Source organism: Amycolatopsis dendrobii (assembly GCF_014145675.1).
Classification (GTDB): Bacteria; Actinomycetota; Actinomycetes; order Mycobacteriales; family Pseudonocardiaceae; genus Amycolatopsis; species Amycolatopsis dendrobii.
On the sequence record NZ_JACGZW010000024.1, the window covers coordinates 24,903 to 45,912 of the forward strand.

Genomic DNA, 21,010 nt, shown 5'->3' on the forward strand with positions numbered 1-21,010 from the left:
AGGCCGCACCCCTCGGAAACGGCGGCCTCGTCGCCAAGATCAAGCGCGGGCTCCAGGGCCTGGCCGGTCCGGACAGGTTCGCCCGATCCGGCCCGCAGGATCGGCCCAGTCCCATCAGCCCGACCGGCTCAGACCGGAACCAGGATCAGCCGTGGTACCCGGCCACGATCTTCGTGAACGCGTACTTCGGCTGCGAGATTCCGCTGCACTCCCCGCCGCCCGAGCAGTCCCGGTTGGCGGCCCAGAAAGTGAACCGGCCCAGGTGATGGCTGGCCGCGTAGTCGCGGATGGCGGTGAAGTCCGACACCGACACGACCTCGCCCGCGTTGTCCGTCTTGCCGTTCATCGACGACAGGCCCGCGTGCCGGTACGCCGTGGCGCTGTCCCAGCCGAACGTCGACTTCAACTGGGCTGCCAGGCCGTCCACCGCGGACTTTGTCTTGCCTGCCATGTCGCCGCCGCTGGAGAAGTCGAACGGCATCACCGACCACACGTCCACCGGCGCGCCGATCGCCTTCGCCTGCTTGATCAGCCGCTTGCCCCAGTCGTTCGGGCCGGACGTTTCGGTGCCGATCGTGATCACGACGCGCACGCCGGGGTTCTTCTGCTTGGTGATCTTGACCGCGTTCAGGATCCGGTCCTGCACCGTCGCGTTCTCGAACTCGTCGGTGTTCTCGATGTCGAGGTCGATCGCCTTCAGGCCGTACGCGTCGATCACCTTCTGGTACGCCCCCGCCAACGCCGTGGCCGAGGAGCACTTCGCGCCGAGTTTCGTGCCGGACCAGCCGCCGAAGGACGGGATGACGTCGCCGCCCGCGTCGCGGATGCTCTTGATCAGGGTCTTGTCCGAACCGGTCAGCGCACGGTCGCCGTCCCATTTCGGATTGCACGAGCCGTCCGACAGCATGAACGCGAGGGTGAACGTCTTGATCCCGGTCGCGGACATCGCCGCCGACGCACTGGTCTGCCCCGCCCACTGGTACAGGTACGGCGAAGCGAGCACCGGGTCCGGAGCCGCCGCGAGCTGCGGAGCGGACGCGGGCGCGGCCGTGGCCACCCCGGCCGCCGTCGCGAGAGCCGCCCCTGCCGCCGCCGCGAGCGCGGCCAGCCGACGCACTGATTTCATCGTGTTCCTCCCACGAGCACCACGGAACACCTCCGGTTTGAGGCGGCGGGATCAACCCGGGAGGAGTGCACCCGGAAGGGTGCCGTCACACACTGGACTAGACCAAATCGGCGTGTCAAGAGCCGCAGCCCGAACGGCGCAGAAGGCCGGAAACAACGCTCCCGGCCGGTTTCCCCCGGCCGGGTGGGGCCGAAAGTCAGGGGCGGCCCGCGCCGAGTCCGTCGGAGAAGTCGTGGTCGCGGGTCTCCGGCAAGGCGAGCACGCACAGGAAGCTGAGCACCCCGAGCACGACCAGCACCAGGGAAACCGGCACCGTCGAACCGGTCGACGCCCACAGGTCGGTGGAGATCAGCGGCACGATCCCGCCGCCGATCACCCCGGCGGCGCTGTACGCGATCGAAGCGCCGGAATACCGGTACCGCACGCGGAACAGCTCCGGCAGGAACGCGCCCATCGGCCCGTACAGCATCGCGAAACACGCCAGGCCGCCGGCGAACCCGATCGTCAGCAGCACCGGATTGCCGGTTTGCAGCAAGGCGAACAGCGGAAAGGCCCACACCACAACGGAAACCGCCGCAGCCGCGCTCAGCCGTCGGCGGCCCCATTGGTCGGACTTCATCGCGAACACCAGCGTCGCCACGCCCATCGCGGTGGCCGCGATGAGCAGGCTGATCAGCACAGTCGTGCGCGGGATGCCGAGCGTGGTCGTCGCCATCGAAAGACAGAATGTCGTGACGGTATAGAAAAGCGCGTGCGCGAGCACGAACGACAACGTCGACAGCACCAAGACCCGCGGTTGCTTTCGCAAGAGTTCGAACAGCGGGACTTTCGCCTGTTCGGCCTTGTCCAAAGCGGCCTGGAAAACCGGCGTCTCGGCGATTGTGATCCGGATGTAGAACCCGACCGCCAGCAGCGCCGCGGAGAACAGGAACGGCAGCCGCCAGCCCCAGGACAGGAACTCGGCGGGCGGGAGCGCCGCGTCCAGCACCAGGAACAGCAGGTTGCCCAGCACGAACCCGACGGCCGGGCCGAGTTGCGGGAAAGCCGAGTACAGGCCGCGTTTGCCCGGCGGCGCGTACTCGGTCGACATCAGCACCGCGCCGCCCCATTCGCCGCCGAGGCCGATGCCCTGCACGAAGCGCAGCACTACCAGCAGGACCGGCGACCAGATGCCGAGCGTGCCGTAGTCCGGCACCAGCCCGACGGCCACTGTGGACAGTCCCATCACCAGCAAGGACGTGACCAGCATGGACTTGCGGCCGATCCGGTCGCCCCAGTGTCCGAAAAGTATCGCGCCGACCGGGCGCGCGACGAACCCGACCGCGAAGGCGCCGAGCGAGGCCAGCACCCCGGCGGTCGAGGAAAACGTCGGGAAGAAGACCTTCCCGAACACCAGCGCCGCCGCGGTCCCGTAAATGTAGAAATCGTAGAACTCGATGGCGGTGCCGATGGAACTGGCAGTAGCGATGCGCGACACGTCAGCCCGCGCGGGTGCGGTCATTCCGGCTCCCTGTTCTCCCCTGCGGCCCCGTGCCGCCCCGGGGAGAATATCGGGTCACGCGTCGCCGGGCAGTTCCTCCATTTTCCGCTGCAGCTTGTTCATCCCGCCGAGCCAGCGGTCGGTTTCGGTGGCGCGCAAGGCATAGAAGTCCGCGACCTCGGCGTGCGGCAGCACCAGGAACCGGTTCTCGGCCATCGCGGCGAACAACGCGTCGGCCACCTGCGGCGGGTCGATCGCGCTGGCGCCCATCAGCAGTTTGCCGCGTTCTCCGGTCTCCTCGAGCATCGCGGTGCGCACGCCCTGCGGGCAGATCGCCTGCACGGCGATGCCGCGGTGGCGATAAGTGGCCGAAAGCCATTCCGCGAACGCCAGCGCGCCGTGCTTGGTCACCGAATACGGTGCCGAGCCGAGGCTGGTGAGCACGCCCGCCGCGGACACCGTCGCGACGAACCGGCCCTCGCCGCGCTCCAGCCACGCGGGCAGCAGCAACCGGGCCGCCCGGACGTGCGCCATCACGTTGACGTCCCAGGCCAGCGACCACGCGTCTTCGTCCGCGTGGGCGTCGCCGAACGGCGCGACCCCGGCGTTGGCGCAGAAAACGTCGATCTCACCGAGCGTTGCGCGGGCCGCAGTGATCAGGTCGGCCACCCCGGATTCGCTTGCGACGTCACCCGCGAACGACGTGCCGCCCACCTCCGCCGCGACCTCGGCCGCACGATCCCCGTCGAGGTCCGCGACCACGATGCGAGCCCCGTCCGCCGCGAACCGCCGCGCCAGTGCGGCCCCGATCCCGCCACCACCGCCGGTGATGACGACTCCGGCGCTCACAGACCGCCGCCGAGCGTCACGCCGCCGTCGAGAACGACCGTCTGCCCGGTCATCCAGCCGGCCTCGCCGGACAGCAGGAACGCCACCGCGCCCGCGATGTCCTCCGGCACGCCGAGCCGCTTCATCGGGTACGCCGCCGCGACCTCTTCCTCGCGCCCCTCGTAAAGGGCGGTCGCGAACTGCGTCTTGACCACCGCCGGAGCCACCGCGTTCACCCGGATCTTCGGGCCGAGTTCCGCGCCGAGTTCCTGGGTGAGCCGGATCAGCGCGGCCTTGCTGACGCCGTACATGCCGATGCCCGGCGAGGTGCGGATGCCCGCGATCGAGGCGACATTGACCACCGACCCGCCGTGCTCGCCCATCCACGCGTCCCGCGCGGCGCGGATCCACGACAGCGGCGCGACCACGTTCACCGCGAAGATCTTGCTCGCGGCGGCCGGGTCGACGTCCAGCGTGGGACCGTAAACCGGGTTGATGCCGGTGTTGTTGACCAGCATGTCGAGACTGCCGAACTTCTCGACCGCGGCGGCGACCGCCTCCTGCTGATGCGCGGCGTCGTCGGCCTTGCCGGGCACCGCGATCGCGACGTCCGGCCCGCCGAGCAGCTCGACGGCCTCGGCGAGCGGCTCCGGCTTGCGCGCGGTGATGACCACCTTGGCCCCGCGCTCGACCAGCCCCTGCGCGATGGCCAGCCCGATCCCCCGGCTGGCCCCGGTGACCAGGGCAACGCGATCCTTGAACGACTCCACCACACCGTCTCCTTGTCCGCCGCTGGACAGCCACCGCTAAGCGGCCGCTTAGTCGCAGGATAACGGCGCTGGTTCCTCGCGCAACCTCGAACCGCTACGGCGACGGTCACAACACAGCCGGTGACCGCCGTCGCGACCCAGTGCGTTTGCCCGGCTTCGGCAACGGCGGGCCCCGCCGGGAAGTCCGGCCGACGCGCGGCGCACTGCCCGTCCCCGCAGGACGGCCGGCTGGGCGAGGGCCGGCTTACTTGCCGAAGCCGGCGGTGAGACCGGTGACGAGGTAGCGCCGGCCGAGGATGTACAGCGCGAGGACCGGCAGGGTGGAAAGGACGACCGCGGCGAGGACCGCGGGGATGTTGACCCGGAACTGGCCTTGGAAGGCCCACAGCGCCATGGGAAGCACGCGCTGGTCGGCGCTCTGGGTGAGGATGAGCGGGAAGAGGAATCCGTTCCACACGTTGAGGCCGTCGTACACCGCGACGGTGACCATCGCGGGTTTGACCATGGGCAGCACCAGGCTGACGAGCATCCGCCCGTGCCCGGCGCCGTCCACGCGCATCGATTCGAACAGCTCGTGCGGCACGTCGCGCAGGAAATTGGCCAGGACGACCACCGAGAGCGGAATCGCGAAGGCGACCGAGGGCAGCACGATCGCGAGCAGGGTGTCGTAGAGGTGCGCGCGCGTGATCAGGTAATAGATCGGGATGATCGTCGCCTGCAGCGGGATCGCCAGCCCCAGCAGGAAAATCTTGTACGTGGTCGCGGAGAACCGGGTCCGGCCGCGCACGATGTAGTAGGCCGCAAGAAGCGCTGCCGCGACGGTGATGACCACGGTGCCTGCCGTGACGATCGCGCTGTTGAGCAGGTAGCGCAGGAAGCCGTTGTCCAGGACCAGCCGGTAGTTCTCGAAGGTGGGATCGGCGGGCAGCGACAACGGGTTGGCCCCGAAGAACCCGCTCTGGCCGCGCAGGCTGGTCACGACGATGTAGTACACGGGCACGAGGACGACGAACAGCCAGGCGAATCCGGCGAGCCCGCCGAGCACGTTGGGCCTGCTCCTGGCCATCACACACCGTCCTGCTGGCTGCCGCGGGAGAAGCGGGCGAACCGGGAGAGGCCCAGCGACAGCGCCAGCCCGGCGACGACGAGCAGCACGGCCAGGGTGCTCGCGCGGCCCATGTCGTTGTTGGAGAAACCGTTGAGGTACATGTCCAGCGGCAGGAACCGGGTGGCGTTGCCCGGGCCGCCGCCGGTGAGCACGAAGACCAGGTCGAAATAGGTCAGCGAGCCCACCAGCATCAGCGTCGAGGAGGTGACGATCGTGTAGCGCAGCTGCGGCAGGGTGATGTGGAAGAACTGCCGGACCGGGCCCGCGCCGTCGATCTGCGCGGCTTCGTAAAGCTGGGCCGGGATCTGCCGCACGCCCGCTTGGTAGAGCAGCGTGTGGAACGGCATGAACTGCCAGCCGATCACGAAGATCACCACGTACAGAGCCAGTGTCGGTTCGCCGAGCCAGTCCTGGGAGAGCCAGGCGGCGCCGAACGCGCGGCTCATCCCGAAGTTCGGGTCGAGCAGGGCCTTGAACGCGATCGCGATCGCGGCCGAGGACAGCAGCAGCGGAAGGAAATACAGCACGCCCAGCACCGCGCGGTACCGGCCGCGGCCCGCCGTCAGCACGCCGAGCAGAAGCGAGACCGGCGTCTGGAACAACCAGCTCGCCGCCATCACCTGCACGCTGAGCCAGAGTGCGTGATAGGTGGCCGGATCGCCGAGCACCGCCGTCCAGTTGGCCAGCCCGGCCCAGCCGGGGTCGGCGATCCCGTCCCACTTCATCAGGCTGAGCGCCGCCACCCCGCCGAGCGGGAGCAGCGCGAAGATCGAGAAGAACGCCAGCGCGGGAACGGCCGTCAGCGGATGCGGTCCGGCGCGGCCGGGCGTCGCGGCGGACCGCGGCCGCTTGCCGGACCGCTCTCGCACGAGGGCAGCGGACACTGTCACTTCCCGACCGTCGCGTTCATGTTCGCCGAGAACTGCTCGGGCGTGATCTGCTTGAGGAACAGCTGGTCCAGGTTGTTCAGCAGCGCGTCGGCCTGTCCGGGCGAAAGGGCCTGGTCCCAGGAGAGCTGGAAATTCGGCGCGTTCCGCGCCAGTCCGTACACATAGGACAGATACGCCGGGTCAGGGGCCTTGGCCAGTTTGGCCTCGATCCCGTTCACCGGCGGCACCGCGCCCCCGGCGAGCAGCGCGTCGACGTAGGTGTCGTTCATGACGCCCTCGCGCAGGTACTTCACCGCTGCCTGTTTCTGCGCGTCGGAGGCGTGCGCGGACACCGACCAGAAGTTCGCCGGGTTCCCGACGATGTCGGCCGGATCGCCCTTCCCTCCCGGCACGACCGGGAAGCCGAGCCAGCCGAGTTTGCCCGCGGCGAAACCGGGGTCGGCTTCCTTGATGGTGGGGAACGCCCACGAACCCATCAGGTACATCGCCGCCTTGCCGGTGTAGAGCAGGGCGAGGTCGGCGTTGCTGTCGGTGCTGATCGAATTGAACCCCTTGGCGAATCCGCCCGCGTCGACGAGCTGCTGGATCTTGCGGTTCGCGTCCAGGATCGCGGGATCGGACCAGGCGCCCGGCTTGTTCGCGGCGATCGCGGCGAAGACGCCCGGCCCGCCGATCCGGTCGACCAGGTACTCCTCCCACATCAGCTGCGGCCATTTGCTTTGCCCGCCGAGGGAGAACGGGGCGACCCCGGCCGCGGTGAACTTCGGGACGAGCGCCATCAGCTCGTCCCAGGTCTTCGGCGGCTGCGCGCCCACCCGGGCGAAGAGATCCTTGTTGTAGAACAGGAAAACCGGCTGCATGCTGTTGTTCGGCACGGCGTAGGTCTTTCCGTCCAGCACCCCGGTTTTCGCCACCGAGGGCAGGAAGCGGCCGGTCAGCGCGGGATCCTTCCGCACCTCCGGGGTCAGGTCCATGATTTTCCCGGCCGCGACCCAGGATTTCAGCATCCCGCCGTTGCCCCAGCTGAACACCAGGGTGGGCGCCTGGTCGGCGCCGACGGCCGAGCGGATCTTCTGCTTGTACGCGTCGTTGCCGAAGAACTGCCCCTCGACGCCGCCGCTGGCGAACGAAGTGCGGAACACCTGCTCGTCGCCGCCGGTCAGCGCCCATGCCGTCGCCTTCCCCCCGGCGGCGGCCGTGGGCCCGCTCGTGCCGCACGCCGCGGTCAAGGCCAGCAGAGCCGCGAACCCGGTCGCCGCGAGCGTCGTCCGCGTCCCGCGGACCGTCCGGCGAGTACCCAGTTTCATGATGCACCTTCCGCTCCGAAGGTTCGAAAAGTTTCGAAAACTTCCCGTGGGCTGGCCGAAATCTAGGGTAGTGATTCGGGCCAGTCAAGTGCTAACTTCCCTTTCACAGCCAGCAATCACGGTTCGAAACATTTCGAAAGGAGGGGGCCCGATGCCGTCCCGCAACGGCGCGAGGCTCGCGGCGGTCGCCGAAGCCGCCGGCGTCTCGCTGCCGACCGTCTCGAAGGTGCTCAACGGGCGGTCCGACGTGGCCGCGCGCACCCGCGCCAGAGTGGAACAAGCGTTGCGGGAGGCCGGATACGTGCCGCGCGGCGGGAGCCGGAACGCCCCCGCGACCCGGATCGTCGATGTCGTGTTCGACGATCTCGTCAGCCCGTACGCGCTCGAAGTGCTGCGCGGGGTGACCGCCGCGGGCGCCGAACTCGGCACCGACGTGGTGGTGAGCCGGATGCCCGAAGCGGCGCCCGGCGGCCCGCTCAGCCCCGAGGACCAGTGGACGCACCGGCTCAAGGGCAACGGCCGGGCCGGCCTGATCGTCGTGACCTCCGAACTCTCGCTCGCCCAGGTCGAAAGCTTCGAACGCGCCGGGCTGCCGCTGGTGGTCATCGACCCGATCAACCTGCCGAGGACCGAGGTCGCCAGCGTCGGCGCGACGAACTGGTCCGGCGGGATCGCTGCCGCGGAGCACCTGCTGAGCCTCGGGCACCGGCGCATCGCGTTCGCCGGCGGGCCGGTCGGGGCCTCCTGCAGCCAGGCCCGGCTGCACGGCTACCGCGCCGCCCTCGACAACGCGGGCGTCGCCTTCGACCCGGAACTGGTGCGCCACGGCGACTTCGGCCATCCGGCCGGGCTGGAGATCGGAAACCGCTTGCTGGCCATGGAAAATCCGCCGACCGCGGTGTTCGCCGCCAGCGACGCCACCGCGCTCGGCGTGCTGGAAGCCGCCCGGCAGCGGGGATTGCGGGTGCCGCAGGACCTGAGCGTCGTCGGCTTCGACGACACCATGCTCGCCGGGCTCGCCACCCCGCCGCTGACCGTGATCCGGCAGCCGCTGCACGACATGGGCCGGGTCGCGCTGCGCACCCTGCTCAAGCTGATTTCCGGGCAGACGCTCGATTCCCACCACGTCGAACTCGCGACCCATCTCGTCGTGCGCGATTCGACCGCCCCCGCAGCCGACCGAGGAGCACGATGAGCCGCTGGCACGACCGGACCCTCTCCCCCGCCGAACGCGCGGACGCGCTGCTGGCCGGGATGACGCTCGAGGAGAAGGTCGCCCAGCTGGGCAGCGCGTGGCCCGGCAATCAGGAGATCAGCGGGAACGTCGCTCCCATGCAGGACGTTTTCGCCCGCGGCGAGGTCCCGTTCGACCAGGTGCGCGCGGACGGGATCGGGCACCTCACCCGCCCGTTCGGCACGGCGCCGGTGAGCGCGGCCGACGGCGTCGCCCGGATCGCCGCGCTGCAGCGCGAAATCGTCTCCGGGACCCGGCTCGGCATCCCGGCGATCGTGCACGAAGAGTGCCTCACCGGCTTCACCACCCTCGGCGCCACGGTCTACCCCACCGCGCTCGCCTGGGCGGCGACCTTCGATCCCGGTCTCGTCGAGCGGATGGCCACCGCCATCGCGGAGGACATGCGCGCGGTCGGCGTGCATCAAGGGCTTTCGCCCGTGCTCGACGTCGTGCGCGACTACCGCTGGGGCCGCACCGAGGAAACCCTCGGCGAAGACCCGTACCTCGTCGGCATGATGGGCACCGCTTATGTCCGCGGCCTGGAGAAGGCCGGGATCATCGCGACGCTGAAGCATTTCGCCGGCTACTCCGCGTCCCGGGCGGCCCGCAACCACGCGCCGGTTTCGATCGGGCCGCGCGAACTGCGCGACGTCGTCCTGCCGCCGTTCGAGATGGCGGTGCGCGAGGGCGGGGCCCGCTCGGTCATGAACTCCTACACCGACCTCGACGGCGTGCCCGCCGCGGCCAGCAAAGCGCTGCTCAGCACGATTCTGCGCGAGGAATGGGGTTTCGACGGAGTCGTCGTCTCCGACTATTGGGCCATCGCGTTCCTCAAGAGCATGCACCGCGTGGCCGCCACCGCGGGTGCGGCGGGCGCGCTCGCGCTGGCCGCCGGGATCGACGTCGAACTGCCGGACACCCTGTGCTACAGCAAGGAATTGACCGAACTGGTCCGTTCCGGGGAGGTCCCCGAGGCGCTCGTCGACCGGGCCGCGGGCCGCCTCCTGCGGCAGAAGGCCGAACTGGGCCTGCTCGACGCGGACTGGGCTCCGCGGGCCGCGCCGGTCGATCTGGATTCGCCGCGCAACCGGGCCCTCGCCCGGGAAATCGCCGAGAAGTCCGTCGTGCTGCTCGCCAACGACGGCACGCTTCCGCTGTCCGCCCGGGAATCCGCCGGGAAAATCGCCCTCGTCGGGCCGTGCGCCGACGACCCGCTGGTCTTCCTCGGCTGCTATTCCTACCCCAACCACGTCCTGCCGCGGCACCCCGAATTCGGCCTCGGCGTAAGCGTTCCGTCCCTGGCCGACGCGCTGCGGCTCGAACTGCCCGCAGCCGAGATCACGGTGCACCAAGGCTGCCCCATCCTCGACGAGGACCGCTCCGGCATCGCCGCCGCGGCGGTCGCCGCGGAAGCCGCCGATGTGTGCGTCGCCGTCGTCGGCGACCGGGCGGGCATGTTCGGCCTCGGCACCTCCGGCGAGGGCTGCGACGCCCCCGACCTGAGCCTCCCCGGCGTCCAGGACGAACTCCTCGACGCGCTCCTGGCGACCGGCACCCCGGTCGTGGTCGTGGTGGTCTCCGGCCGTCCGTACGCCCTCGGCCGCCACGCCGGCCGCGCCGCCGCCGCGGTCCAGGCGTTCCTGCCGGGCGAGGAGGGCGGCGGCGCCGTCGCCGGGATCCTGTCCGGCCGGACCGCCCCGTCCGGGAAACTGCCGGTGCAGGTCCCCCGCGTGCCCGGCGGCTCGCCCGGCACCTACCTGGCCCCGCCGCTGGGCCGCGACAGCGAGGGCATCAGCAACCTCGACCCGACCCCGCTGTTCCCGTTCGGCCATGGCCTGTCCTACACCACGTTCGCCTACTCGGACCTGCGGCTGAGCGCCTCCGAGATTCCCACCGACGGCGAACTGTCGGTTTCGGTCACCGTCCGCAACACCGGCGAACGCGCGGCGGACGAAATCGTGCAGCTGTACCTGAACGACGTGCACGCCCAGGTCGCCCGCCCCGTCCGGCAGCTCGCCGGCTTCGCCCGGGTGCCGCTCGAGGCAGGCCGCGCCGCCCGGGTCACGTTCGCGCTGCACGCCGACCGCACCAGCTTCACCGGACTCGACCTGCGCCGGATCGTCGAGCCCGGGACGATCGAGGTCCTGGCCGGGCCGTCCGCGGGCGACCTGCCCTGCACCGGTTCGTTCGAACTCACCGGCCCGGTCCGCGAAGCGGGCCACGACCGGGTCTTGGTCACGCCGGTGTCGATCACGCCGCTTCCCGGGTGACCGGAGCGCGCTGGGCGGAAAAACTCAGACCCCGCAACGGTTTTCCGGGAACGAGTCGCGCGAGCGGACCTCCCCGCAGCAGGCCGGACCGACGAGGTCAGGAGCGGAACCGCTGCACGTCGATCCCGTACTGCGCCAGCTTCCGGTAGACCGTGGCGCGGCCCATGCCGAGCTGCTCGGCGGCCTGCACCACCGTCGCACCGGGTTGGGACAGGCAGCGGACTATTTCGTCCCGCTCCAGTGCCTGCATGCGATTCAGCCGGTGCCCGGCGTTCGCGAAGATCTCCGCTGGCAAGTGCTGGAGGTCGATGTTCCCGGAACGCGCGGCCGCCTTCTGGATCACCCGCCGGAGCTGCTTGACGTTCTCCGGCCAGTCGTAGGCGGTCAACGCCCGCGCAGCCGCAGGCGTGAACTGCGCCGGGCGGCCACGGGCGCGGTGCGCGAAATGCTGCGCCAGTGGCAGCACATCGTCCGGCCGGAGCCGCAGCGGGGGAACTTCGACCACCGTGTCCACGATGGGCGCCAGGGAGGCTGGAACCGCGTCCGAAGCAGCGGTCAGCACGAACGGGGCGACACCGTCGTCCTGGCGCAGCGACAGGAACCGGGCGGCCAGCTCGCTCGCGGCCCACGCGGGCAAGGTGTCCGCTCCGGACACGACGACGCACGTGTCGGCCTTGCCCAGTTCGGGTTCCCACACCCGCAGCCACTGGCGCACCTCGTCCGGCGCGGGAGGGCGGGCGTTGAGCAGCCGTTCGCGGGTGCGCAGTTCCCGGCGCGCGAGTGCGGCCAGCGCTGTCTTGCCGGCGCCGGATTCGCCGGTCACCAGCACCGTCCGGCCTTGCCGCATCGCCTCGAACGCCTCGACCAGCGGATGCTGCCAGGCCGCCGACAACCGCGGCGGGTCGAGGCGTTCGGAGTACATCCGGTACACCTCGCCGCGCGGCACCGGGCGCGGCTGCCTCCCCGAAGCGCGGGCGAGCATCAGCGCGCTCGTGTGCCCGGCCGCCGTCTGCGCGAGAGCCAGCAGCAGGTCCGACGACTGTTCCGACCACGTGGTGAGATTGACGCTTCCTGCGAGCGCGCCGCTCAGCGGATCGAGAACCGGCACCGCCGCGCACGTGTAACCGCGCAAGCTGGTGCAGTAATGCTCCCCCGCGCGCACCAGCGACGGCGTGCGGTCCGCGAGGGCGAGCCCGAGGCCGTTGGTGCCCGCGTTGCTCTCGGCGAAGTAGAAGCCGGGCGCCAGATGCACCCGGTCGAGCGACTTGGTGATGCCCGCGTCCCCGCAGATCCGGCTGAGGACCAGGCCCTCGCTGTCGGTGAGCATCAGGCTGATCGGCTCGTTCGCGAGCGTCGCCTGCAAACCCCGCAGCACCTCGAGGCCGCATTCGTACAGCAGAGACTCCGTGTCGACCGAGCCGCTGAACACCGGGTTCACCTCGTCCTCGGGCACCCCGTAGTGCTCGCTGCGCTGCCACGACGCGCGCAGCCGCGGCGCGTTCGCGCTCGGCACGGCGGGCGGGCCGGATTCGTGCGAGCTGTTCGGCACATCGACCTCCCGGGAGACGCGGCACTGCGTCCGTCCTGGTCCAGGCTAGCCGCGCGAGCGTAACCCGCGAACGCGTCCGGTGTCTCAAAGTGAGACACCGGGGCCCTCCCCCGCCCGCCGCGTCCGCCCTACCGTCCGAGTCCGGACGTGCCAGTGCGGTCACGACGCGGAGAGGAAACCCATGTACACCAAGGACGGCGAGAGCTACTACATCCTGGACGCACACGTCGCGCTCTGGGACGCCCGCCCGGAGAACCAGCGCAACATCCACGGCAAGCAGTTCATCGACTGCTTCTACGACTACCACCGCAACCTCAGCCCGGAATCCGAGGTGTGGCCGTACGAGGAGTACCTCTACCAGGGCGGCGACCGGCTCCTGAAAGACCTGTTCGCCGACGGCTACGTGGACCACGCGATCTTCCAGCCCGCGGCGCTGCCCGCCTTCTACACCAACGGTTTCGGCCAGACCGAGGAAGCGTTCGCGCTGGCGCAGCAGCATCCGGACAAGCTCACCTACAACCACTGCTGGGACCCGCGTTTCGGCGAGGACGGGTTGAAGCAGCTGCGCGAGGACGCCAAACGGTTCAACTTGAAAGGCGTCAAGCTCTACACCGCCGAGTGGTTCGGCGATTCGCGCGGCTGGAAGCTCGACGACAAGTGGAGCTACCGCTACCTGGAAGCGGCGCAGGAGCTGGGCATCCGCAACATCCACATCCACAAGGGCCCCACCATCCGGCCGCTGGACCGCGACGCGTTCGACGTCGCCGACGTGGACAAGGTCGCCACCGACTTCACCGAGCTGAACTTCGTCATCGAGCACTGCGGCCTGCCGCGGCTGGAGGACTTCTGCTGGATCGCCACCCAGGAGCCGAACGTGCACGCCGGGCTCGCCGTCGCGATGCCGTTCATCCACACGCGGCCGCGCTACTTCGCGCAGATCATCGGCGAACTGCTGTACTGGCTCGACGAAAACCGGATCCAGTTCTCCAGCGACTACGCGATCTGGACGCCGAAGTGGCTCGTCGAGAAGTTCGTCGACTTCCAGATCCCCGAGGACATGACGGAGTACCCGGCGCTCACCACCGAGGTCAAGAAGAAGATCCTCGGGCTCAACGCGGCGGCGATGTACGACATCGAGGTCCCGGAAGAGCTGCGCGTGGCCGACGACCCGGCGGAGGCGACACCGGAGGCGGTGTCGGTCGCGTGATGCCCGCCCTGGAAGAGCGCGCCCGCGCGGCGCTGGACACCGTCTTCGACCCCGAACTCGACGAACCGATCACCGACCTGGGTTTCGTGCGTTCGCTCGAGGCCCGGGACGGGACGGTGACCGTGCATCTGCGGCTGCCGACTTCGTTCTGTTCGCCCAATTTCGCGTACCTGATGGCATCAGATGCGAAGGACGTGCTGACCGGTCTGCCCGAAGCGGAGCGGGTCGAGGTGCGGCTGGACGACCATCACGATTCGGACCTGATCAACCGGGGTCTGGCCGCGGACGCGGGCTATCGCGGCACGTTCGGCAGCGAGGCGGAGAAAGACCTCGAAGAGTTGCGCCTGACGTTCCAGCGCAAGGCGCACACCGCGGCGATGGAGCGAGTGCTGACCGCACTGCTTCGTGCAGACCGCGACCTGGCCGAGGAAGCGCTGCACGACGTCACGCTCGGGGATCTGCCCGACGACCGCGCCACGCACGCCCTGCTGCGCCGCCGCGCCGCGCTCGGCCTCGCCACCGCCCCGGACCAACCGGTGCTCGTCGACGACCACGGACGGCCGTACCCGAGGGAGGAAGTGCCGCTGCGGTTGCGGTTCGCACGGTCGGTCCGCATCTCCATGGACGGCAACGCGCACTTCTGCCGAGGCCTGCTCCGCACCCGCTACCCCGAGTCCGCGGCCGACCAGACGCCGCGCGAGCACGCAATCGCCAAGGAGGCGTCGTGAAAGCAGTACAGGTCGTCGGATACGACCAGAATCCCCGGCTCGCCGACGTCCCCGAACCGGACATCACCGGCCCCTACGACGTGATCGTGCGGATCGGCGGGGCCGGGGTCTGCCGCACCGACCTGCACATCCTCGAAGGGCAGTGGGCGGAGAAGTCCGGAGTCGCGCTGCCCTACACGATCGGCCACGAGAACGCGGGTTGGGTGCACGCGGTCGGGAGCGCGGTCACGAACGTGGCCGAAGGCGACAAGGTGATCGTGCACCCGCTGATCACCTGCGGCCTGTGCCGCGCCTGCCGCGCTGGCGACGATGTGCATTGCGCGGCAAGCCAATTCCCCGGAATCGACACCGCGGGCGGATACGCCGAATACCTCAAGACCTCGGCCCGCAGCGTCGTAAAGCTCGACGACGCCCTGGAACCAGCCGACGTCGCCGCACTCGCCGACGCCGGGCTCACCGCCTACCACGCGGCCGCGAAGGCAGCGCGGCGGCTGCGCCCGGGCGACCGGTGCGTGGTGATCGGCGCGGGCGGACTGGGGCACATCGGCATCCAGGTGCTCAAGGCGCTCACCGCGGCCGAACTGATCGTGGTGGACCGGAATCCGGATGCGGTGAAGCTGGCCGAATCGATCGGGGCGGACCACGGCGTCGTCGCGGACGGCGGGCAGGTCGCCGCGGTGCGGGACCTCACCGGCGGCGCGGGCGCGGAGACCGTGCTCGACTTCGTCGGTGAGGGCGGCGCGACCCGCGACGGCGTCGCGATGCTGCGCCGTGCGGGCGACTACCACGTCGTGGGCTACGGCGAGAACATCGACGTGCCGACCATCGACGTCATCTCGGCCGAGATCAACTTCATCGGCAACCTCGTCGGGTCCTATACCGACCTGTGCGAGCTCATGGTGCTCGCCGCGCAGGACCGGGTGCGGCTGCACACGGTGCGCTATCCGCTCGAGAAATTCCAGGACGCACTGGACGATCTGACCGCCGGGCGCATCCGCGGCCGGGCGATCCTCGTGCCCTGACCCGCAGAAGGAGCCTCGATGATCTTCATTACCGCGAAATTCCGGGTGAAGCCCGAACACGCCGAGAACTGGCCGGAGATCTCGCGCGCGTTCACCGAAGCGACCCGCGCCGAACCAGGCTGCCTCTGGTACGAGTGGTCGCGCAGTCTCGCCGATCCGAACGAGTACGTGCTCGTGGAAGCTTTCCGCGACGACGACGCAGGCGCCGCGCACGTCGGCTCGGACCACTTCAAGAACGCGCAGCGGGAACTGCCTCCGTACCTGGCCGAGACGCCGCGCATCGTCAACGCGAAGGTCGACCAGGACGGCTGGGCCGAACTCGGCGAACTGGCCGTGCGCGACTGACCGCGGCAGAAGGGCGAGGAGTCTTCCCGCGGGGACTCCTCGCCCTTCGCGGCGAACGCGTCAGGCAGCCACTGTGCTGCTGTCCGCGACCGCGCGCGGTGCCCGCTTTCCCAGCTCCGCCAACGGAACCCGGCAGGTTTCGCGCATGGTCAGCACCGCGAGCCCCGCCGCCAACGCCGCCCCGGCGGTCAGCCCGGCGACCGGCAACCAGTTCTTCAGATCAGAACCGGCGAATGCCGCGGCGATGGACGGCGCGAACCCGCCGAGCGCGAAGCCCAGTTGCGTGCCGACGGCGACCCCGGACATCCGCACCTTGGTGCCGAACTGCTCGGTCCACAAGGCATAGCCGACCCCGCCGTAGGCGCTGTACACGACTCCCGACAACAGGATCCCGAGCGCGAACACCAGCACCACGTTCGCCTGGCTGACCGCCCAGATGAACGGCCAGATCAGCACTGCGACGCCCAGCGCGGCGACAGCGAAGACGGGTTTGCGGCCGAACCGGTCGCCTGCCTTGCCCCACAACGGAATGGCGGCCAGCGCGACCACGTTGCTCAGCATGATCATCCACAGCATCGAACTGCGGGACAGGCCGATCGTGGACACCCCGTAAGTCAGCGAATAGATGCTGACGATCGTGCTGGTGACCGAGATCAGCGCGCTCACCACGATCTTGAGCACGTCGGGAGTGTGGTGCCGCAGGAGCACCAGCAGCGGAGCCTTCGGCACGGCGTTCTGCTCGCGCGCGGCGGCGAATTCCGGGCTTTCCCGCATCGACCGCCGGATCCACCAGCCGACGACCGTGACCAGCGCGCTGAGCAGGAACGGGATCCGCCAGCCCCAGGACAGCAGCATGGGGGTCGGCATCGAGGACAGCGGGAGGAACACCGCGGTCGCCAGGATCAGGCCGAACTGCGTGCCCGCGAGGGTGAAACTGGTGAAGTAGGCGCGTTTGCCCGGCGGCGCGTGTTCCAGCGTGGCCGATCCGGCGCTGGACTGTTCGCCGGCGACCGCGAGCCCCTGCACGAGGCGCAGCGCGACCAGCAGGATCGGCGCGGCGACGCCGATCGTGCCGTAGCCGGGCAGGACGCCGATCAGGAAGGTCGCGGCGCCCATGCCGAGCAAGGTCAGCAGCAGCACGCGTTTGCGGCCCAGCGTGTCGCCGAGATGCCCGAGGATGAACGAACCGACGGGACGGGCGACGTAGGCGACGCCGAACGTGGCGAGCGAGGCGATCGTCGCGGTCGCGTCGTTGCCTGCCGGGAAGAAGACCTTCGGGAAGATCAGCGCCGCGGCGGTGCCGTAGATGAAGAAGTCGTAGTACTCCAATGCGCTGCCGATCCACGACGACACAGCCGCCTGGCGTGGGGTGCGGCGAGCGGCGCCCGGCGATGCGGGATCGTGCTCCTGGCGCGGGACAGCGTCGTCCACGTCAGCCTCCTTGATGACCGCGGCGGCGGTCGACGGGTCCGTCCGGCCGGCATGTCCCGGCTGGTTATGTACCGGATAGTGAGTTAGCCGCCGCGGGCGTGTCAAGCCCTTCGCCGCGATCCGGTCCGGTCAGGCCCGCCCGACGTGCGCGGTCAGGTACTCGAGAACCAGGTCTCCCAGCATGCGCCGGTAGTGGTCGCGGCGCGCGGGATCCAGCAGGTCACGGTCGAAAATGACCTGGAAGGTGTGCTGGTTGGCGGTCCGGAAGACGCAGAACGCGCTGATCATCATGTGCACGTCGAGCGCGTCGACGTCGTCGCGGAACAACCCGGCGGCGCGGCCGCGCTCCAGGATGCCGGCGAGCACGTCGACCGCGGGCGCGGCGAGCCCGGGCAGGATCGGCGAGGTCCGCAGGTGCTCCGCGTGGTGGATGTTCTCGATGCCGACCAGCCGGATGAACGCGGGATGCGATTCGTGGTGGTCGAAGGTCAGCTCGGCCAGCGCCCGCATGGCGCGCGCGGGGTCGAGGTGATCGACGTCCAGCTGCTGCTCCAGCGCCCGGATGCCCTGGTAGGCGCGCTCCAGGACGGCGACGTACAAGCCCTCTTTGCTGCCGAAGTAGTAGTAGATCATCCGCTTGGTGGTCCTGGTGCGGGCGGCGATCTCGTCGACCCTGGCGCCGTCGTAGCCGCGGTCGGCGAACTCGCCGGTCGCGACGTCGAGGATCTCGGCACGGGTGCGTTCGGCGTCCCGCTGCCGCTCCGGCGCGTCGGAGGGCTCGGCGCTCACGGGATCGTCCTCGCTGCTCGGCTCACCTGGCCGAGGATATCCGGCCGCCGCTTCCCTTTCGCGCCCCGACACGGTACAAGTAACTAACTAGTACATTCATTGACAGCGAGGAGCCGTGCGCATGTCCCCCGACCGCACCGTGCCCGGCCGGCTGCTGACCGGCCTCGTCGGGACCGGAATCGGCCCGTCGCTCTCTCCCGCGCTGCACGAGCGCGAGGCGCGCGCACTCGGCCTGGAGTGCACCTACGCCCGGTTCGACCTCGACGCGCTCGGCATTCCGGCCGACGCCGTCGGCGATCTGATCGCCCAGGCGCGCGAGGAGGGCCTGTCCGGCGTCAACGTCACGCATCCGTGCAAGCAGCTGGTGATCCCGCAGCTGGACGAACTGTCGCCGGACGCGGCGGCGATCGGCGCGGTCAACACCGTCGTCTTCGACGGCCAGCGCGCGGTCGGGCACAACACCGACTGGTCCGGATTCCGCGACGGCTTCGTCGCCGGTCTGCCCGACGCGCCGCTTCGCCGAGTCGTGCTGCTGGGCTCGGGCGGAGCGGGTGCGGCCGCCGCGCACGCGCTGCTGAAGCTCGGCGCCGAATCGCTCACCGTGCTCGATACCGACGCCACCCGCGCGATCCGGCTCGCCGACGACCTCACCGCGCGGTTCGGAGCCGATCGGGCGCGGGCCGGGAACGGTCTCGAGCGCGAGCTTTCCGAAGCCGACGGCTTGGTGCACGCGACCCCCGTCGGCATGGCCGGGCATCCCGGCTTGCCGCTGCCGATTTCGTTGCTGCGCAAGGAACTCTGGGTCGCCGAGATCGTCTACCGGCCGCTGGAGACCCCGCTGCTGCGCGCCGCCCGCGCGCTCGGCTGCCGCACCCTCGACGGCGGCCCGATGGCGGTGCACCAAGCCGCCGCCGCGCTGAAACTGTTCTGCGGCCGCGAACCCGATCCGGCGCGGATGCTGCGGCACCTCACCGAACTGGTCGGAGCCGAGACCTCGGGAGGCGCCAGCCGTGTCGCGTGAACTCCGCACCGGAATCGCCACCGTCTGCCTCTCCGGAACGCTCGACGACAAGCTGTCCGCCGCCGCGGCCGCCGGATTCGACGGCGTCGAGATCTTCGAGCCCGACCTCGTCGCCTCCCCCATGCCGCCCGGCGAGGTCCGGCTGCGCTGCGCCGACCTCGGCTTGTCGATCGACCTCTACCAGCCCTTCCGCGACCTGGACTCCACCGACCCGGACCGGTTCGCGGCGAACCTGCGCCGCGCGGAACGCAAATTCGACCTCATGGAAGAACTCGGCGCCGACACCGTGCTCGTCTGCTCCTCGGTGGCGCACGACGCCGTCGCCGACCTCGACCGCCTCGCCGGGCAACTGCACGCACTCGGCGAACGAGCCGGCGCCCGCGGGCTGCGGATCGCTTACGAGGCACTGGCTTGGGGCAAGGAAGTGTCCACTTACGACCGTTCCTGGGAGGCCGTGCGCCGCGCTGACCACCCGGCGGTCGGCCTGTGCCTGGACAGCTTCCACATCCTCTCGCGCGGCTCGGACCCCGCCGCCATCGCGGGTATTCCCGGCGACAAGCTGTTCTTCCTCCAGCTCGCCGACGCGCCGCATCTGTCGATGGACGTGCTGCAGTGGAGCCGCCACCACCGGCTCTTCCCCGGGCAAGGCGCGTTCGACCTGCCCGGATTCCTCGCCCCCGTGCTCGCCGCCGGATACGCCGGACCGCTCTCGCTCGAGGTGTTCAACGACGTCTTCCGCCAAGCCGATCCCGACCGCGCCGCGATCGACGCGCACCGCTCCCTGCTCGCGCTCGCCGAGGCCACCTCGGCCCCCGATCCGATCGCCCAGCCCGCACCGGATGTCCGCGGACCGGCCTTCGTCGAACTCTCCGCCGACGATTCCCTCGCCCCGGTCCTGTCCGCACTCGGCTTCGCGCGCACCGGAACCCACCGCACCAAACCCGTGGAACGCTGGGAACAAGGCGCCGCACGGATCCTCGTCAACCGCTCCGGCGGCCCGGCAGCCGTCGCTGCCCTCGCCGTCGAATCCGCCGACCCCGCTGCGGCCGCCCGCCGGGCCATCCGGCTCGACGCGAAACGCCTGCCGCGAGAACACGGCCCCGCCGAAGCGGACCTCGCCGCGGTCACCGCGCCGGACGGAACAGCGTTGTTCTTCTGCCGCACCGGAAACGAGGACGACTGGACCGGCGACTTCGTGCCCACCGGCGCAACCGCCGACGGCATCGGGATCACCGGCATCGACCACATCGGACTCGCACAGCCCTTCGACCACTTCGACGAAGCAGCCCTGTTCTACCGCACCGTGCTCGGCCTAGAACCCGCCGCGGCCGGCGAATTCGCCGCGCCGTTCGGCCTCGTCCGCAGCCGAGCGGTCGCCGACCCGCACCGCCGGATCCGGCTGGCGCTCACGGTTTCCCTGCTGCGCCGCGGCGAATGGGCGCCCGGCGTGTCCGAACCGCAGTACATCGCCCTCGCCGTCGACGACCTTCTCGCCGCGGCCCAAGCCGCCCGCGCCGCCGGCGCTCCCCTGCTGGCCGTCCCGGACAACTACTACGCCGACCTCGACGCCCGCCTCGACCTGCCCGCCGGCCGGCTCGCCGCCTACCGGGAACTCGGCGTGCTGCACGAACACACCGCCGAAGGCGACTACCTGCAAGCCTGCACCGAAGTACTCGGCGGCCGGGTGTTCCTCGCGCTGGTCCAGCGCCTCGGCGGCCACGACGGCTACGGCTGGACCGACGCCCCGGTCCGCATGGCCGCTCACCGCCGGCGGCGACTCGCCCGTACGCACGTGCCCGCCTGAACGCCGGCCGCCGGAGACGCGAGCCGGCCGGTGGCCGCCTGTCTCCGGCGAGACTGGCGCACGAGCCGTTCCCGCGCGATCAGTGCGGTGCGTGCCGGCTG

Annotated in this window: 18 protein-coding genes; 8 read left to right on the top strand and 10 right to left on the bottom strand. The window is 70.2% G+C overall.

Annotated elements, in window-relative coordinates; all coding sequences use genetic code 11:
* Positions 1-145 precede the first annotated feature (145 nt).
* The 7 genes from H4281_RS42840 to H4281_RS42870 all read right to left on the bottom strand — a co-directional run bounded on the left by H4281_RS42840 (position 146) and on the right by H4281_RS42870 (position 7,509).
* The gene (locus tag H4281_RS42840; RefSeq protein ID WP_182896575.1) at positions 146-1,126 is read right to left on the bottom strand and encodes a chitinase; all 981 of its coding nucleotides are present in this window, start codon (positions 1,124-1,126) and stop codon (positions 146-148) included.
* Between the two features lie 196 nt (positions 1,127-1,322).
* Positions 1,323-2,627: an MFS transporter gene (locus H4281_RS42845; RefSeq protein WP_182896576.1), complete on the bottom strand. Its 1,305-nt coding sequence runs from the start codon at positions 2,625-2,627 to the stop codon at positions 1,323-1,325.
* 54 nt (positions 2,628-2,681) lie between these two features.
* Positions 2,682-3,455, bottom strand: coding sequence for an SDR family oxidoreductase (locus H4281_RS42850; RefSeq protein WP_182896577.1), 774 nt, complete (start codon positions 3,453-3,455; stop codon positions 2,682-2,684).
* On the bottom strand, positions 3,452-4,204 hold the full coding sequence (locus H4281_RS42855; protein WP_182896578.1) for an SDR family oxidoreductase: 753 nt from the start codon (positions 4,202-4,204) through the stop codon (positions 3,452-3,454). The genes H4281_RS42850 and H4281_RS42855 overlap by 4 nt, the downstream gene beginning before the upstream one ends.
* 244 nt (positions 4,205-4,448) lie before the next feature.
* Complete coding sequence (locus H4281_RS42860) at positions 4,449-5,270, bottom strand: carbohydrate ABC transporter permease (protein WP_182896579.1); 822 nt, start codon at positions 5,268-5,270, stop codon at positions 4,449-4,451.
* Positions 5,270-6,202: a carbohydrate ABC transporter permease gene (locus tag H4281_RS42865; protein ID WP_376772031.1), complete on the bottom strand. Its 933-nt coding sequence runs from the start codon at positions 6,200-6,202 to the stop codon at positions 5,270-5,272. The genes H4281_RS42860 and H4281_RS42865 overlap by 1 nt, the downstream gene beginning before the upstream one ends.
* The gene (locus H4281_RS42870; RefSeq protein WP_182896580.1) at positions 6,199-7,509 is read right to left on the bottom strand and encodes an extracellular solute-binding protein; all 1,311 of its coding nucleotides are present in this window, start codon (positions 7,507-7,509) and stop codon (positions 6,199-6,201) included. Before H4281_RS42870 ends, H4281_RS42865 begins: the two co-directional genes overlap by 4 nt.
* A 151-nt stretch (positions 7,510-7,660) precedes the next feature.
* On the opposite strand from H4281_RS42870, the gene H4281_RS42875 reads away from it, so the two are divergent.
* Together H4281_RS42875 and H4281_RS42880 are read left to right on the top strand one after the other, a co-directional pair.
* Entirely contained in the window at positions 7,661-8,704 is a 1,044-nt protein-coding gene (locus H4281_RS42875) for a LacI family DNA-binding transcriptional regulator (protein ID WP_182896581.1), read from the top strand.
* A complete protein-coding gene (locus H4281_RS42880) occupies positions 8,701-11,013 on the top strand; it encodes a beta-xylosidase/alpha-l-arabinosidase (protein WP_182896582.1) in 2,313 nt (770 codons plus the stop codon). The genes H4281_RS42875 and H4281_RS42880 overlap by 4 nt, the downstream gene beginning before the upstream one ends.
* A gap of 97 nt (positions 11,014-11,110) precedes the next feature.
* Here H4281_RS42880 and H4281_RS42885 read toward each other — a convergent pair whose 3' ends face one another.
* A complete protein-coding gene (locus H4281_RS42885; RefSeq protein ID WP_237598890.1) occupies positions 11,111-12,562 on the bottom strand; it encodes an AAA-type ATPase lid domain-containing protein in 1,452 nt (483 codons plus the stop codon).
* A gap of 181 nt (positions 12,563-12,743) precedes the next feature.
* Between H4281_RS42885 and H4281_RS42890 the strand changes: the two genes are divergently transcribed.
* From H4281_RS42890 to H4281_RS42905, 4 genes are read left to right on the top strand one after another with little or no spacing between them, the layout of a single operon-like run.
* Positions 12,744-13,769 (top strand): amidohydrolase family protein, encoded by a 1,026-nt coding sequence (locus H4281_RS42890; RefSeq protein ID WP_182896583.1) that lies wholly within the window; start codon positions 12,744-12,746, stop codon positions 13,767-13,769.
* Positions 13,769-14,497 carry a metal-sulfur cluster assembly factor gene (locus tag H4281_RS42895; RefSeq protein ID WP_182896584.1) on the top strand — a complete coding sequence of 243 codons (729 nt, stop codon included), beginning with the start codon at positions 13,769-13,771 and terminating at the stop codon, positions 14,495-14,497. Before H4281_RS42890 ends, H4281_RS42895 begins: the two co-directional genes overlap by 1 nt.
* A complete protein-coding gene (locus H4281_RS42900; protein ID WP_182896585.1) occupies positions 14,494-15,519 on the top strand; it encodes an NAD(P)-dependent alcohol dehydrogenase in 1,026 nt (341 codons plus the stop codon). Before H4281_RS42895 ends, H4281_RS42900 begins: the two co-directional genes overlap by 4 nt.
* 18 nt (positions 15,520-15,537) lie before the next feature.
* The gene (locus H4281_RS42905; RefSeq protein WP_182896586.1) at positions 15,538-15,864 is read left to right on the top strand and encodes a putative quinol monooxygenase; all 327 of its coding nucleotides are present in this window, start codon (positions 15,538-15,540) and stop codon (positions 15,862-15,864) included.
* Between the two features lie 60 nt (positions 15,865-15,924).
* Here the strand turns inward: H4281_RS42905 and H4281_RS42910 are convergent, their stop codons facing one another.
* Together H4281_RS42910 and H4281_RS42915 are read right to left on the bottom strand one after the other, a co-directional pair.
* A complete protein-coding gene (locus tag H4281_RS42910; RefSeq protein ID WP_182896587.1) occupies positions 15,925-17,295 on the bottom strand; it encodes an MFS transporter in 1,371 nt (456 codons plus the stop codon).
* Between the two features lie 129 nt (positions 17,296-17,424).
* On the bottom strand, positions 17,425-18,084 hold the full coding sequence (locus H4281_RS42915; protein ID WP_182896588.1) for a TetR/AcrR family transcriptional regulator: 660 nt from the start codon (positions 18,082-18,084) through the stop codon (positions 17,425-17,427).
* A 121-nt stretch (positions 18,085-18,205) separates the two neighbouring features.
* Here H4281_RS42915 and H4281_RS42920 point away from each other — a divergent pair, with 121 nt between their 5' ends.
* Together H4281_RS42920 and H4281_RS42925 are read left to right on the top strand one after the other, a co-directional pair.
* On the top strand, positions 18,206-19,105 hold the full coding sequence (locus H4281_RS42920) for a shikimate dehydrogenase (protein ID WP_182896589.1): 900 nt from the start codon (positions 18,206-18,208) through the stop codon (positions 19,103-19,105).
* Positions 19,095-20,909: a sugar phosphate isomerase/epimerase and 4-hydroxyphenylpyruvate domain-containing protein gene (locus H4281_RS42925; protein ID WP_182896590.1), complete on the top strand. Its 1,815-nt coding sequence runs from the start codon at positions 19,095-19,097 to the stop codon at positions 20,907-20,909. The genes H4281_RS42920 and H4281_RS42925 overlap by 11 nt, the downstream gene beginning before the upstream one ends.
* Positions 20,910-21,010 lie beyond the last annotated feature (101 nt).